Source organism: Sphingomonas sp. 1185 (assembly GCF_040544655.1).
Classification (GTDB): Bacteria; Pseudomonadota; Alphaproteobacteria; order Sphingomonadales; family Sphingomonadaceae; genus Sphingomonas.
On sequence record NZ_JBEPKL010000020.1, the window covers coordinates 27,110 to 41,628 of the forward strand.

11 protein-coding genes and 1 pseudogene are annotated in these 14,519 nt (G+C 64.1%); 4 read left to right on the forward strand and 8 right to left on the reverse strand.

Annotated features, from left to right (window positions below; all coding sequences use genetic code 11):
* Positions 1–22: 22 nt before the first annotated feature.
* Together ABIC44_RS13475 and ABIC44_RS13480 are read right to left on the reverse strand one after the other, a co-directional pair.
* Complete coding sequence (locus ABIC44_RS13475) at positions 23–1,693, reverse strand: ShlB/FhaC/HecB family hemolysin secretion/activation protein (RefSeq protein WP_354296009.1); 1,671 nt, start codon at positions 1,691–1,693, stop codon at positions 23–25.
* Between the two features lie 194 nt (positions 1,694–1,887).
* A complete protein-coding gene (locus tag ABIC44_RS13480) occupies positions 1,888–3,081 on the reverse strand; it encodes an EAL domain-containing protein (protein WP_354296010.1) in 1,194 nt (397 codons plus the stop codon).
* A gap of 238 nt (positions 3,082–3,319) precedes the next feature.
* Between ABIC44_RS13480 and ABIC44_RS13485 the strand changes: the two genes are divergently transcribed.
* Positions 3,320–4,399 (forward strand): tyrosine-type recombinase/integrase, encoded by a 1,080-nt coding sequence (locus ABIC44_RS13485; protein WP_354296012.1) that lies wholly within the window; start codon positions 3,320–3,322, stop codon positions 4,397–4,399.
* Positions 4,400–4,507: 108 nt separating this feature from the next.
* Here the strand turns inward: ABIC44_RS13485 and ABIC44_RS13490 are convergent, their stop codons facing one another.
* Positions 4,508–5,416, reverse strand: coding sequence for a LysR family transcriptional regulator (locus ABIC44_RS13490; protein WP_354296014.1), 909 nt, complete (start codon positions 5,414–5,416; stop codon positions 4,508–4,510).
* A gap of 152 nt (positions 5,417–5,568) precedes the next feature.
* Here ABIC44_RS13490 and ABIC44_RS13495 point away from each other — a divergent pair.
* The 3 genes and pseudogenes from ABIC44_RS13495 to ABIC44_RS13505 all read left to right on the forward strand — a co-directional run.
* A pseudogene (locus ABIC44_RS13495) lies at positions 5,569–5,910 on the forward strand (helix-turn-helix domain-containing protein); the annotation flags it as partial.
* A gap of 56 nt (positions 5,911–5,966) precedes the next feature.
* On the forward strand, positions 5,967–7,232 hold the full coding sequence (locus tag ABIC44_RS13500) for an IS256 family transposase (protein WP_354296015.1): 1,266 nt from the start codon (positions 5,967–5,969) through the stop codon (positions 7,230–7,232).
* A gap of 88 nt (positions 7,233–7,320) precedes the next feature.
* Positions 7,321–7,791 (forward strand): IS5 family transposase, encoded by a 471-nt coding sequence (locus ABIC44_RS13505; protein ID WP_354296017.1) that lies wholly within the window; start codon positions 7,321–7,323, stop codon positions 7,789–7,791.
* A gap of 117 nt (positions 7,792–7,908) precedes the next feature.
* Here the strand turns inward: ABIC44_RS13505 and ABIC44_RS13510 are convergent, their stop codons facing one another.
* From ABIC44_RS13510 to ABIC44_RS13530, 5 genes are read right to left on the reverse strand one after another with little or no spacing between them, the layout of a single operon-like run.
* Positions 7,909–8,418, reverse strand: a complete 510-nt coding sequence (locus ABIC44_RS13510) for a lytic transglycosylase domain-containing protein (protein ID WP_354296019.1) — start codon at positions 8,416–8,418, stop codon at positions 7,909–7,911.
* Entirely contained in the window at positions 8,415–8,948 is a 534-nt protein-coding gene (locus ABIC44_RS13515; protein WP_354296020.1) for a restriction endonuclease, read from the reverse strand. Before ABIC44_RS13515 ends, ABIC44_RS13510 begins: the two co-directional genes overlap by 4 nt.
* Positions 8,949–8,956: 8 nt before the next feature.
* Positions 8,957–11,914: a MobF family relaxase gene (mobF, locus tag ABIC44_RS13520; RefSeq protein WP_354296021.1), complete on the reverse strand. Its 2,958-nt coding sequence runs from the start codon at positions 11,912–11,914 to the stop codon at positions 8,957–8,959.
* Positions 11,911–14,016 (reverse strand): type IV secretion system DNA-binding domain-containing protein, encoded by a 2,106-nt coding sequence (locus tag ABIC44_RS13525; RefSeq protein ID WP_354296022.1) that lies wholly within the window; start codon positions 14,014–14,016, stop codon positions 11,911–11,913. The genes mobF and ABIC44_RS13525 overlap by 4 nt, the downstream gene beginning before the upstream one ends.
* Entirely contained in the window at positions 14,013–14,312 is a 300-nt protein-coding gene (locus ABIC44_RS13530) for a ribbon-helix-helix protein, CopG family (RefSeq protein ID WP_354296024.1), read from the reverse strand. Before ABIC44_RS13530 ends, ABIC44_RS13525 begins: the two co-directional genes overlap by 4 nt.
* Positions 14,313–14,519 lie beyond the last annotated feature (207 nt).

Sequence of the window (14,519 nt, forward strand, 5' to 3'; positions counted from 1 at the left end):
CTCCCGACGCGGCCGCGGGCGGTCAAAACCGGAAGGAAACACTGCCGAGCAGCCGCCCGCCATGCTCGCGCTGGCTGCCGTTCGGTGTCCTGATGATGCGGCTCGCCTCGATGCCCCCGCTGATATGATCGGTCAGGCTGAGCCGAAGCCCCAGCCCCGCCGACGCGGCTGAGGCCTGGCGGCGCTCACCGGGCAAAAGCCTTCCCTGCTGCCAGACCTTTCCAGCATCGGCAAAACCGTAAGCCTGCACGCCCACCGGTATGTCGCCGATGTTGGCGGGTGCGCTCCAGCGCAATTCGACGCTGGAGAGCAGGCAATGATCCCCGACCAACGCGCCCGCGTCGAACCTCCGCCCGAAGCGGCGTCCGCCAAAGCTGCATTCCGCCGAACTGTAGAGCGGCCCCTTTGCCGCCGCCTGACCTTGCCCGGACATGAGCATCGACACCTGGCCGCCCGCCACCCGCGCGATGGGCTGGAGCCGCTGCACCTCCATAGTCAGCAGCAGATAGTCGAGCCGCCCGTTCGCCCTGCTATTGGCGCGCGCGTCGAGCTTCTTGATGCCCTGCTCCAACCCCAGCCGCAGCGAATTGGCCGCCAGATGCGCATCGGTCACATCATAGGTCAGCGCCGTCACCACCGAACGCAGCCGGTCGCGCATCTCGGTACGCCCCAGCAGTTCGGAGTCGGTATTGGCGATGGCGCCCCCCACCTCGATCGCGAGATTTTCGGTTCGCGACCGGATGAAAGGATAGCTCAGGCTGACCCGCCCGGTCGTCGCACCGCCCTGATAGCCGAGCAGGCGCAGCAACGGCGTGGTCGGGCGGGTGTGCGAGTAGTTGCCCGACACCGCCAGGCTCAAACCGTCCTGGTCGAGGATCGAGACATAGTCGCCCGACAGGCTCCAGTATGCATTGCTGGTGATGCTCTGATAAGCCCCCAGTCGCAGCCGGTCTCCTCCGGTGAGCAGCGCGTTGCCCTCGACCGTCCCGCCCACGACATGGGTGCCGAGCGTGCGCGGCATGAAGCTATTATAGCCGACATCCATCGAACGCCGCTTCCGCGCGATGTCGATGGTCAGGATCGAGCCCCCCACCACATCGGGTGCCGGTGACAGGGTCGCACGTGCGGTTACGCCGGGCACGTCGTTGATGAGCAGCAGGTAACGTTCGAGATCGGCATTGCGCAGGGGCCGCGACTGGCGGATGCGCTCGGCGATATCGGCGACGGGCCCGCGTCCCAGCAGGCCGCTGGGCAGTTTCGCGCCGGTAAAGTCGATTCGGCTGACAAAGCCCTCGACGACGCGCAGCGTGACGACACCGTCCTTGATCTGCTGCTCGGGCACCACCCCGAACGAAATGGCATAACCCTTCTTCGCATAGAGCCGCGTCACGGCATTGGCGAAGCGGAACACGTCCTCGACGCTGACCTCTTCGCCCGGCGCATGCTTCCATTCGCGCATCAGCCGCGCGACGGGGATTACCGTGGCCCCCTCAATGCGCACGTCCTTCCACACGAAGCGGGTGGCCGCCGCCGCTTCCGGCGCGGCCTGCTGCGGCGATACCTGGATCACCGGCGGGGTTGAGGGCACCGGCTCAGATGGGCGCGAAACATTGTCCTGCACCCGGTTTGGGTCGAGCGTCGGCGGCACGACCTGCGGCGGCACGGCCTGCGCCCCCGCCGGTGATGCCAGCATCAGCCCCAGCGGCAAGGTCGTCGCACCGCCCAGGCCCCGGATCGAAAATCGGGAGGAGCGCAGTCGGAGACGGAAAAAATGGGTATTGGGCAGGTACACGGAAACCTCGGGGAACGAAGCCCGCCGGTCGACGGGACGTAAGCTGACGAAAGAGGAAAGCACGCAGGGTTTCACGGCAGCGCGGAACCGCCGCATCAGCGCACCGCGCCCGCCGCATCGGACAGGGCGGTCCAGCCCTGACGCCACAGCCGGGTCAGCGAGGGCATGGCGTGGAGATAACCCTGCTGCCACACCGCCCCCGCCGCCTCGACGATCTCGGCCTGGGCGCGGGTCTCGATACCCTCGGCCACCACCTCTGCACCGAAGGAGCGGGCCAGTTCGACCAGTTGGCGAAAGATCGCCGCGTCACGCGGGCCCAGCACCGCCCGGTCGAGGAACAACCGATCGATCTTGATGATGTCGGGCGAAAAGATGATCAACTGCCGGATCGACGTGAAGCCCACCCCGAAATCGTCGACCGCGATGCGACACCCCAGCGCCCGGACCCTCGCGACGAACGCCACCGCGCGGTTCATGTCGGCAACGAGCGCGGTCTCGGTGATCTCCCAGACCAGCCGCCGCGCCACATCGGGCCGCCGTTCCAGCCGCTCGAGCACCTCGCTCCACATATACGTACAAGACAGGCTCTGCGCCGAGACATTGGCCGCCAGCACCACGCCGGGCGCCGCCTCCAGTTCGTCGATCACCGCCGAGACGACATGCCGGTCGAGCAGGCACGCAAACCCCAAGCGCTCGAGCGCCAGCAGCAAGGGCTCGGGCGACTGCACCGCACCATCGGGGCCGCACGGACGGCTCAATGCCTCATGATACAGAACCCCGCCTTGAGCCCCCACCACAGGTTGCCAGTACAGGACCAGAGACCTGTCGCCCTTCGGCGCAGGTCCCGCCTGCGGCGCAAGGAGCAAAGGCAGCACCTCGGCGGCCAACGCCATGTCGGCGCGATAGAGCGCCGCTGCATCCGGTTCACTTCCGATCGGCGGGCCACAGAAGGGGAATATCCGCTCCCCTTCATCACTTCCCAGCGCCCCTTCACCGGACAGCCAGACACATAGCGCTCCAGCCTCGGTAGAGACAGGCCGCACCAACGTCGCCGAGCAGAACGACGCAACCCAGCGCGGCAGGAACTCCGCGACGACTCCGCCCACCCCGCAGCCCTCATCAGACATAGTGACGAACAATGTCTCCGGACCAGCCGCCCGGACCAGACCGCCCGTCGGCAACACATCGACCAACCGGCCCCGGATTTCCTCCACGACCATATCCGCGACCACCGATCCATAAGCGCGGCCGATATGGGCGTAATTGCAGATGCTCAGGGATAAACGCACCCCCACGGCATCAACGGGGCGATGAGCCAACCCTGGAACGAACGGCCGCTCCCCCGCCCGCATCAAAATGCCGCGCCCCATCTGCATCATCACCCGCACCCCCCCGGAAACACGCCTGTCAAGTCACCGCTCCGGTTACGCTTTAGCCAAAAGTGTATCAGCTGTTCCGCAGCGATACGTTGCACAATATTTTTTTATAAAAATAAGAGGCGAATCATATTTTATGGGAGAACTCTCGATGAATACCATGATCTTTAACCATGACGGACAGCGAAAATACCTAAACCCCAACGAAATTGATTTGGTAATTTCTCATTCCAAAAATTTTCCCGCATCTGTTCAAATGTTTTGCATGATGATTTCTTATACCGGCTGCCGTATATCCGAAGCATTATCTATGACAACTAACAGCATTGACTTTTCATCAAGACACGTTGTCATCCGGTGTCTGAAAAAACGGGGAAAGACGGTATTTCGGTCGATTCCTTTGCCACCCCTATTCCTAAACTTGATTGGAAGATGGATTAAGAAAGAGAAGAATAATGGCGAACGTCTTTGGCCATGGTCGCGCATGACGGGATATCGTCGCATTCGCGATGTCATGACGGCCGCCAATATTCGCGGTCGCCATGCCTCCCCCAAGGGATTACGCCATGGATTTGGCGTGCGCGCGGTTCAGGCGAGCGTCCCGCTTACACTTGTTCAGCGCTGGCTAGGGCACGCCGACATCAAGACGACGGCAATCTACACCAATGCGACTGGACCAGAGGAGCGGCGAATTGCATCGCGCATGTGGCGCAAAACTATTGTTGGCGATATGAAACCCCAAGGATGCGAGCCCCCGAAAGGGGGTGGGGCAGCGGTCGAGAATGCATGGGTGGAGCAAAATGCCTGTGCCCCTAAAGTTGTGGCGCCCGTCGATCTGTTAAATTTCCGTTTACCAATTTCACCTGTCGGCAATTCTCCCAGGGAAATTTCTCCAACAATCAAAGCAACTTCTGGAATAATCTCAACAAGTAAAGACGCCGGTTGCACTTTGATACACTTTTGGCTAAAGCGTAACAGATATTATCTCAATAATACAAAATCTTATGTGGGCAGCCCACGCTGCGAGCGCCATCATGTGCCCACCGGGTGTTTTAACCTGTCTTTAGGAAATCCTGACGGGGAAATTAATTCAGATCTATTCCACAGAAACGGCGTGATGCTGACTCCTTCGTCGCGGGCCATGGGGCGGACGACGTACGGCGCATACTCTAATCCGTATTCTTTATCGCCCGATGGAAACTCCATCTTGGTTGCAACGGTCACAAAATGACGCCGGGTAGGCCATGCATGCCCTTTATCGCAGCCAAACCGCCGCGCTGCGAGGCCATGCATAGCCCGATCACCTTACTTCCGGCCTAACCCTTCCATCATGCCGTCATCATGCTCGCTCCGATACCGGCTCTTCGCGCAAGGCTAGGACGGCCATATCGATGAAGGCCCGCAGTCCGGCCGTCATCCGGCGGTCCGGCAAATGAACCATCGTCAATGGCCGCGCCTCCGGGGCATAGTCCGGCAGGACACGGCAAAGCCGCCCAGCGGCCAGATCGGCGTCCAATGTCACGCGGGATTGCATGATGATGCCGAAGCCCGCCACCGCCGCCTCGCGTAGCGCCCCACCATGATCGATACAGAGCCTGGAGGGCGGCAACGGAACATGATGCACGCCATCGCGACCAAATAACGTCCATATCACATTGGCTTGCCATTGGGGAAAGCCGATCAACCGGTGAGAACATAGGTCCATCGGTGTCGAGGGCCAGCCATAACGCTCTAGATAGGCGGGCGCCGCCGCGAGTATCAGCTGATAAGGCGCAAGCGGCCGGGCGATCAGCCAATCCTGTTCGAGTGCCCCGATGCGAAAGGCGAGATCGAAGCCCTCTTCCATCAGGTTGACCTTATCATTGCTGAGAACCAGCTCCACCCGCATCTGCGGATAGCGATCGAGATACGCCGCAACTAGCGGTGCAACACGCGCGGCACCGAATGCCACCGGTGCTGCAAGACGTAAAAACCCAACCGGCGTCTCCGCGACCTCCGCGGCTACCGCTTCTGCTTCCGCAACCTCGGCGAGGACGTGGCGACAACGTTCCGCGAATCGCCTCCCGGCATCGGTGGGGGACAATCGGCGCGTCGTCCGGTGCAACAATCGCGCGTGGAGCCGCGCCTCTAACATATTGATATGCTTTGCGACCATGGTCGAAGATATCCCATGAACGTCGGCCGCTGCAGTGAAAGTGCCCCGATCGATCACGGTCACAAACACCGCCATGCTGGTCAGACGATCCACAAGCCACCTTTTCCTTTTCCGAACTCACAGTTGTGACAGGTCGCACTCAACCCCTCTTTATCATATCGAACGTTTGAACACGCCTAGTGGATTGATCGGGACGGAAGAGTCCCGCTGGTAATTCCGCGCGGCGCGTTGGCGTGCGAAGATGGGTGAAGCGCAGAGGGATCGAGATCAGCGTCACGGCATCGGACAGGGCACGGCTTGAGGGGATCGTTGCGGCGCGGGGCTCGCCGCAGAAGCATGTGTGGCGGGCGCGGATTGTGCTGCTGAGCGCCGATGGTCTGGGGACGGTCGCGATCATGGCGGCGACGGGCAAGTCGAAGACCTGCGTGTGGCGCTGGCAGGAGCGATTCATGGCCGAAGGCGTGGATGGCCTGCTGCGTGACAAGACGCGGCCGCGAGGGATCACACCGCTCGAAACCACACTGGTCGACAAGGTCGTAGCGCTGACACTGGAGCCGCCAGACCACGAGGCGACGCACTGGACGGTGGGAGTGTCAGGAATTTGGTGTGCGGGCGGGCATAAGGGGAAAGAAGGAGACCCTGTATGTCCCGACGCAAAGAGCCTGCGATACCGAATGAGCTGCTTGATCAGCTGCTGGCTGGCGCTGATGCTGGTACCGCCCTGGCGCAGGGCGGCCTGCTGGATGCGCTGAAGAAGGCGCTGACGGAGCGCGCTTTGAACGCGGAGATGGATCATCATCTGGCCGGAGACGAGGGCACCGGCAACTCGCGCAACGGCTACGGCCGCAAGACGATCACGACCGATACCGGCAAGCTGGCGATTGACGTACCACGTGACCGGCAGAGCAGTTTCGACCCGCAGCTGATCGCCAAATACCAGCGGCGCTTCCCTGGGTTCGATGACAAGATCGTGTCGATGTATGCGCGCGGCATGAGCACCCGGGAGATCACGAGGCACCTGCATGACCTGTATGGCATCGACGTATCGCCGGATCTGATCAGCACGGTGACCGACGCCGTGCTCGACGAGGTGGCGATCTGGCAGCAGCGGCCGCTGGATCCGGTCTACCCGCTCGTCTTCTTCGACGCCTTGCGGGTGAAGATCCGCGATGAAGGCATGGTGCGCAACAAGGCCATCCACATCGCGCTGGGCGTCCGCGCCGATGGTGCCAAGGAGGTGCTGGGCCTGTGGCTCGAGCAGAACGAGGGCGCCAAGTTCTGGCTCAGGGTCATGAACGAGCTGAGGAACCGCGGCACCGAGGACATCCTGCTCGCCGTCGTCGACGGGCTGAAAGGTTTTCCCGAGGCGATCACCGCCGTGTTTCCCGACGCCGTGGTTCAAACCTGCATCGTCCACCTGCCGCGCAATTCCATGGACTTGTTCGGCGGGAGAATGATCCCCCGGATCATTCTCACTTCCGCCTCACCCTGGAAGGACCGCAAGGGGCTCGCGACGGCACTGAAGGAGATCTACCGCGCCCCCAGCGCGGAGGCGGCCGAACAGGCGCTGGGGGCATTCGAGGCCGGTCCCTGGGGCACCCGCTACCCCGCCATCGGCCAGAGCTGGCGGCGCGCCTGGGCAGAGGTGATCCCGTTCTTCGCCCTCCCCGACGAGGTCCGGCGGATCATCTACACCACCAACGCCATCGAGGCGCTGAACTCAAAGCTGCGCCGGGCCGTGCGCGCCCGAGGTCATTTCCCCAGCGACGAGGCCGCCACCAAGCTGCTCTACCTGATCTTGAACCGCTCGGAGAAAGAGTGGAGAATGCCGCCACGTGAGTGGACCATGGCCAAAGCCCAGTTCGCCGTCATCTTCGGCCAACGCTTCATCAAGGCCATGGCGGCGTAATGTTCATCCGCCCGCCCGCACACGAAATTCCTGACAGTTGCGATGGCCGCGCCGACATGACCGACAGCACGGTCGTCCGGGCCCACCATTGTGCGGTGGGCATAAAAAAGGGACTGGCGCGGTCGAAGCGCTCGGCCGATCGCGCGGCGGCTTTACTACCAAACTCCACGCCCGCTGCGATGTCAGAGGTCGCCCGCTCGCCTTCGTCCTGACGCCGGGTCAGGCGCATGACACGCAAGGCTTTGGGCCGCTGATGCGCATGATCGCCGACCGGATCGACGCTCTGCTTGCAGACAAAGGCTATGACAGCGACGCGGTCGGTGACGCCCTGACCAGCATGGACGTCGAGGCCGTGATCCCGACCCGGCGCAACCGTCGCAACCCGGCTGCGCATGATCGGGTCAAGTACCGCTGGCGCAACCAGATCGAGCGCATGTTCAACAGACTCAAGAACTGGCGACGGGTCGCCACCCGGTACGACAAAACCGCCGAATCCTACATCGGCTTTATCAGCCTTGCATCAGCCCTGCTCTGGTTTCCCTTTGTCTACGATGCCTAAGTACGAGATTTCTTCCCCGACATTAACTACGCTGGTTAATTTTAGCAGTGCATGAAACGCTTCTCGTGAAGCCGCATCAGACTTGTGTCGACTCCCCGATTGTACGGTTTACTTCATTCAACGTTCGAATATTTGTCCGCCAAATCGCATATGCAAGTGAAACGCTACAGACGCGGCATAACGCTGCTGCCGCCAGTGAACAGGACTATGAAATTGCCCAATTGCCCGCCAATAGGATGTATCGGAGTTCAATCCCGTCAGATAAATCCACCGCGCCGCCTCTGCATTGAAGCATGGATCGTGTCGTAGCCAGTGGGCAACGGACGTCGCATCCCGATCGAGTTCCGCCGCGATCTTCGGCACCCACCAGCTGTTGATCTGGAATGGTCCGAGGTCATAGGTGCCGTTGCGATTGCGCACGGCCGCGCCGATCCAGCCGCCTTCCTGATCGCGTAGTCCCCACAGTGTTTTTTCCAGCCAGGGTCGGCCAAGCGCTGCGCGGCGGATGCAGCGCGCGATAAGACGCTCCTCTGCGATCGTCCCGTGCCGGGAAGCCGCGCATGGCGATGAGAACAGCATCATGAATGCGATCGCCGCGTACCGAAACACGAGCGGACTGTGTCTCATCGCCCTGCCCTCTTCAGACCCAGCCGCTCGCCTGTGACGAGGGCAATTAGGTCGCGACCGGACAGGATGACGACACCCGTCGCATCGCTCATCCGACGGCTGCCGGGTCCGGTACGCCCGGTGTGGATGAACAGCCCCTTTTGCCCACGGGCTCTGCAGACCTGCGCGAATGCGGCGACATGCGCCAGCTTGATCGCGCCGTCGTAGCGCTTGGCCTGGATCAGCCAGCGCTCGCCATCGATGATGACCTGGCCATCGACGCCACCATCTCCGGTATAGCGATGGTTGCGGACTACGGTATGTCCCTGCCGCTCGAAGCTCTCGAGCAGCAGTTCCTCGAACGCCAGCGGATCCATCGCCCGCAAGCGCGCGAAAATCAGCGCGGGCGGCTGGTCGCGATCGATCCCACGAAACTTCTCCGCCATTGCTCGCGCCTGGCGGCGGCGCCAGCGATGCCGCCAGGGCACCGGCGAGTGCCGCCATGCGATCAGCAGGATGACAAGAAGAATAGAGACAAGGGCGATGGTCATGGTCGATCTCATCGTTCAGGCCCGCGTGCGTGAGGGGCCGCTCCAAGGGAATGGGGCTCGCGCCCGGCGGGCGTATGCGTGGGGGCGTTGGCGCTTGCGCGGTCCGGGGTCCGCTCGCGATCGAGCACGGCCTGGAGGAAGCGATCGAACCGGACCGCGATCTCGCGGGCACCCTTGGCAAGCTGCTCGGCGATGCCAGGGGGAGGGGCCGGACGTCGGTCGGGCCGACGACCCAACGCGTGCTGACGCCGCTCCTCCCGCCAGCGTTCCTGCTCTGCCCTGCCCCGGCCAAGTTGCTCAGGGTGGCGCATGGCAGCGGCGCGGTGCCCATCCTTTTCCAGCCGTCCGAGACCTTCAAGCGACGATGTCTTCTCGCCGCTGTTCGTCGCCAGCTTATCGGCGAGCGCCTTGGCGTCTTCGGTCCACAGCTTCACCCCGAAACGGGCGCGCGTGATCGCAGTATAATAATTCTGGCCGTTGACCAGCGCCGACCCTACCGGTGCCAGGACATAGACGCGCCCATAAGTCTTCGACTGGGCCGAATAGACCGTCTCCGCATAGCCATGATCCCAGGTCCGGTAGCAATCGAGGTCGACATCCTGCACCCGCCTGTCACGGTCCCAGCGGATCGTCGCGATCGTGTCGACCAGCTTCTCGACCGTGCCCCGGTCGGCGTTCTTGAGGCCCAGGTCATGGTTGACGAGGCGCCACTGGATGCGGTCTCCCTCGGCAAGGTTTCGCTCCTCGACGTTGAAGACGTTGACATGGCGCACCTGTCCGAGCCGGGGATCCCAGCGAATGATCTGCCCGTTGCCGTCGACGAGCCTGACGATCTGGCGTCCGCCAGCCTCGCGGCCGAGACCGACCACCAAGTATTCGGTGTCGCGCGCGATCCCCGCCGCGACGACATCGCGCCCGAAGGTGAGCACCTGCCCCCTGGCGTAGAAGCGCGCATAGAGCTTCTCCTGGTCGGTCATCGGTGCCGCGGACAGCACCTCCAGCCGGGCATCCTCCGCGGCGAGGGCACCCTCCCGCTTCAACGTGTCGCGGATCAGCGCGTGGACGAACTGCCGGGTGCGATTTTCGAGCACCAGGATGTTGGTCGAGGCGCGTGCATTATCGCCCAGGCGGGTCCATTCGGCGACCAGATCCCGCGCCAGGTCCTCGGTGTCTCCGCCGCTGGCCACCCGGTCGAGCGCGGCCATCGATCCCGCATAATCTCCTGCGCGGGCGCGCGTGACCGCCACCTTCATCGAGCGGGTCTGCTGGCGCATCGACTCCGTCAATTCGGCGGTGGGCAAACCCAGCTTCTGCATCAGCCAGAAAGGCTTGCCCTGCTCGATCGCGCCGGTCTGGCTGTTGTCGCCGAGCAGCAGCAGTCGCGCCCCCGACAACCGGCTGATCTCCAGCATGCGCAGCGCCTGGCGATTGCCGAGCTGCCCCGCCTCATCGAGGATCAGGATATGGTCGGGCGTGAGGCCCCTGCCCCCTCCCGCAAGAAGGCTGGCGACGGTCCGGGAGGGAATGCCCGCGCCCTGCCCGAGATTGGCGGCGGCCGAGGAGGTCGGCGCCAGCGCGATGAACTGGGTGCCGGGCTCCGCAGCCGCGCGCAATGTCCCGACCAGCATCGACTTCCCCGCCCCGGCGACGCCGTGGATGCCGCTCACGCGGTCGCGGGTCAGGGCGACAGACACAAGGGCCTGTTCCTGCTGCGGCGTGAGGCCAGCCGTCTCGAGGATAGGAAGAATCCGATCGGCGCGGGCGATCGGCCGGGCATCGTCGAGGCCGAGTGCGATGTGCTGCGCGAGTGCCTGTTCAAGGCGTGCGGTTCGCCTGGTCGTGCGTCCTTGCAGAATCGCCTTGCCGCCGGTCGGCTCGCGCGTGGTCAGGAGTTTGCGCCGGTCTTCATGTTCGTCCATCCGCGGGCGAACGTCCCCCAGGCGGACCTCCCCGACATGGCTTGCGAGTCCCGCACGCAGCATCCGGCCATGCTCGTTGACCGCTTCGCGGGTTTCGGTCTGGCGGATACCGAACAACGTGGCGCGAGCAGCGGTCGCTGGCTCGATGGGCACGTCGCGACGGGTGGCACCATCGCGCAGATCCTGCAGGTCTTCCCGGTCGAATGAGGATCGCTTGGCCCACCGGCCGTGAAGGTCGTCCAGCGCCAACCGCTCCTTGGCTGGCCGGGTAGCGTAGAACGCCTTCCGCCGTGCCGCCTGCCCTTCGAGGCCATGTTCCTCGGCATAGGCGTCGATCTGCTCGGCCCGCTGCGAGAAGGCATCGATGAGGCGGTCGGACACGCCGCGAATCTCGAACAGGCCGGTGCGCGGGTCGCTGTCGATCTCGTAGCCCAGTTCCCGGACCGCGTGCGCGAGGTCGTTGCGGTAGACCTGTCCGGCGGTCATCTGCGCGGCGTACATGGCACGCGTCTCGAGGCTCGCCATCGGTCCGCCATCCTCGCGGTTGGTCATGTTGAGCACCACGGCATGGGTATGGAGGTGGGGATCGAGCTCGCGGCTGGCGTGCTCGGTGAAGCGTGCGACTAAGAAACGGCCGGTCGTCTCATGGACGATCTGGCCATCCTCGCGACGACGCAGCGTGGCATGTTCCTCGAGATAGGCGAGCGCGGTACCGACCGCGCGCTCATGCGCGGCGATGATCCGCTCGTCGCCCATGACGAGCGCCATGATCGACACGGATTTCGGCGCGTTGACCGCGAAGTCCCAGCCCGGATGATGCTCGATTCCGCCCTCATGGCGAAGTCGTCCAAGCTGTTGTCCCGCGACCTTGCCACCAAGCAGGTCCTTCAGAACCGCAGGGTCGACCTTGCCCTTGAGACCGAGATCGGCGGCCAGCGCCCCGCCCCATTCCGAATGCTCGTCGCTGCCCTTGGTGTAGTAATCGCCGACCGTGTAATAGCGGGCGATGTTGGTCGGGGCGCCCTTGAGGCGGCGGGGATGGATCATGCCGGCCTCGCGTCATGACGGGGGCCGTCCGCATCGGCATGCTGGACCAGATGGCTCGCGAGCTCGCCCGCCCGCACCCCGATCACCTGCCAGGCGACACGCGGCGGGATCGGCAGTTCGCCGTCGGCGGCGGCGAGGATCACTTCCTCGATCGGCGCACCATCCGCCAGGCAGACGGGGTCTGCAAAGAGATCGGGCTGCAACGTGCCGGTGTCCGCTGGCGCTGCTTCCGGAGGCTGGTCGATCGGGGGTGAGGTGGCCGTTGTGGTATCCACCTTCGGCACGGTCCTGGCACCGGCGGCCTTCCCCACCTCCATGACCTCGCGCACCTTCGCCTGCGCGTGGGCGACCTTGATCAGCACCCTGGCCGCCTCCAGCCGGATCGCTGGCGTCCCCCGTTCGAGGAAGCCCGCCGCGACGGTTGGCAGCGAATTGAAGCGGTCGTCGAAGCGCACGACCGGCAGGTTGCGGCCGAAGCGCAGGTAGCCGGAAAGGTTGGGCAGGTTGGTGACCTCGGTGTGCATCACCAGCGGCCGCGTCACCTGCATCCGCGATAGGTTGACCCCGTCGCGCATGTCGTTGACGCCATAGCTCATCCCCTCGTTCGCCTCGACCTGTTCGACCTGGCCGAGATTCTCCGAGACATGCTTGGCGGTAGGCGTGTCGTTCGCCCTCAGCGCTACCCAGGTCGAGCAATAGCCGGTGATCGCGGCGGCATCCTGGATGCCGTAGGTCGCCTCGAGCTGGGGATAGGACTGGAAGCCGAGGATGCCACAACCGCCATATTTGCGCGCACGGGCGAGGAAATCGGAAAGCGACGGAAGTTTCTGGAGCGTCGGCAACTCGTCGATGACGCAGTAAAGCCGGCGCTGGCGATCGGGCGCGAGGCTCATGATCGCGGAGATCGCGATATCGAGCCAGACGGTGATGAGGGGACGCAGCGAGGGGATCTGGTCGGCCTTGACGGTGATGAACAGCCAGCTGTCCGCCCGCCCCTTTTCCACCCAGTCGCGGATCGAAAAGCCGTCCTCGGTATCGTCGAGATAGGCGAAGGAGCGCATCACCGATGCGAGTTCCGCCTGGACGCCGGCCGACGTGCGTTCCCCCTCGGTGGAGATGAAGGCGGCGGCATCGGTGCCCGCAGCGAAGGCGGCCAGATCCTTCAGCTTGGAGCGGACGAGCCGGTCGAGCAGCACCGAAACATAGGTGTGCTTCTGGCTCGCGAGCTTGCGCAGCACCGCGACCAAGGTGCCGCGCGCGGCCTTCGCCCAGAACGGGTCGCCATGCTTGTCGGGGATCGTGGACTCGGCGATCTGGTCGTAATGATAGTCGCGCGGGACATCGACCCATGGCGACCAGCGCGCGGTCCGCGCATCGAGCGGATTGAGCAGCGTGTCGATGCCGGGGCGGTAGAATTTCTCCACGAAGGTACCCGCGGTATCGTAGACGATCGCGCGGCGCCCGGCCTTGCGGATGCCGGCCAGCATGGTGACGATGAGGTTGGTCTTGCCGGTGCCCGGCGCGCCGCAGAGCAGGACGTGTTCGGGCTCGAACGCCTCCGGCACGGCGATGCCGCCGATGCTGAGCGGCCCCTTCTTCTGCCAGCGCAGCGACCGCCGGACATCGCGGCGTGTGCCGAAGTGGGCGCCGCGCAGATACTCGTTCGAGCCGAGCCCCTTCCCCGTCCGCATGAAGGTGAACCAGGCGCAACCGAGCGCCGCCAGGGCAAAGGCCCCGGCGATCAGCGCACCGTGGATCAGGTAGGTCTCGAAGGCGTGGAGCGTGCGCTTGGCGAGGCTGGAGGCGAGCAGCCAGTCCGCCGATGTCCAGTATTCGCGCCCATGCGGATCGTGGAAGCGGACGGGATCGTTGGTGCCCGGCGCAGCGTCGACCTTTATGGCGGCTTCTGCGAGTTTTACGAGGACGAACCGCTCATATTCGGTGGACTTTTCGAAGGCGTACCAGACGATGCCCATCACCCAGATCACGAGACAGGCGGTGGCGGTCTGGATGAAGACCTGGGTGGTCATCCGGACGTTGTGGACGATGGCCTGGCCGCCCCGCGTCCAGGACCCCAGCGTGTCATGGCGGAAGATGCTCACCGGGTCGCCTCCGGCGCGAGCAGCCCGCGCTCGGCCAGGATCGCCCGGGCATCCGCCATCCCCTGTTCGAGCGCCTTCGGTGACTGCTGGCCTATCCCCGTCGCGACGATCGAAAGGATCTGGATGCAGGTCGCCAGGATCTCGTCCTGCGACGAGAAGACATAGCCGCGCGCGGGATCGGCGGCCTGTTCCAGGGCGGGACGGATGAGGTGGGACAGCGAGACGCCGGCCGCATCGGCGCGGCGGTTGAGCCGGGCGTGCAGCGCCTCGTCGATGCGGATACTGATCTTGGTCACGGACGCTCCGATCGAACGGAGCCCCGTCACGGGTGATGAAGCGGGACGGTTATAGCCGATCGGTTACGGCACGGCAAGGAAATGGCCGCGTCGGACCTGTCCGACGGCATAAGCTTTTGAAGACAGGGGCTTCTACCTGCGCCTCTCGCCGACGTGTAGGACGTGTCCGACCCGAATGGCGGCAGTGTCCGACAGCCAGTTGATCGC

What these genes read in the sequence shown, in the direction of transcription:
- ABIC44_RS13485 (WP_354296012.1), top strand. Translation starts at nt 3,320, where the DNA reads ATGAATACCATGATCTTTAACCATGACGGACAGCGAAAATACCTAAAC.
- ABIC44_RS13475 (WP_354296009.1), bottom strand. Translation starts at nt 1,693, where the DNA reads ATGCTGGCATCACCGGCGGGGGCGCAGGCCGTGCCGCCGCAGGTCGTG.
- mobF (WP_354296021.1), bottom strand. Translation starts at nt 11,914, where the DNA reads ATGATCCATCCCCGCCGCCTCAAGGGCGCCCCGACCAACATCGCCCGC.
- ABIC44_RS13515 (WP_354296020.1), bottom strand. Translation starts at nt 8,948, where the DNA reads ATGACCATCGCCCTTGTCTCTATTCTTCTTGTCATCCTGCTGATCGCA.
- ABIC44_RS13510 (WP_354296019.1), bottom strand. Translation starts at nt 8,418, where the DNA reads ATGAGACACAGTCCGCTCGTGTTTCGGTACGCGGCGATCGCATTCATG.
- ABIC44_RS13500 (WP_354296015.1), top strand. Translation starts at nt 5,967, where the DNA reads ATGTCCCGACGCAAAGAGCCTGCGATACCGAATGAGCTGCTTGATCAG.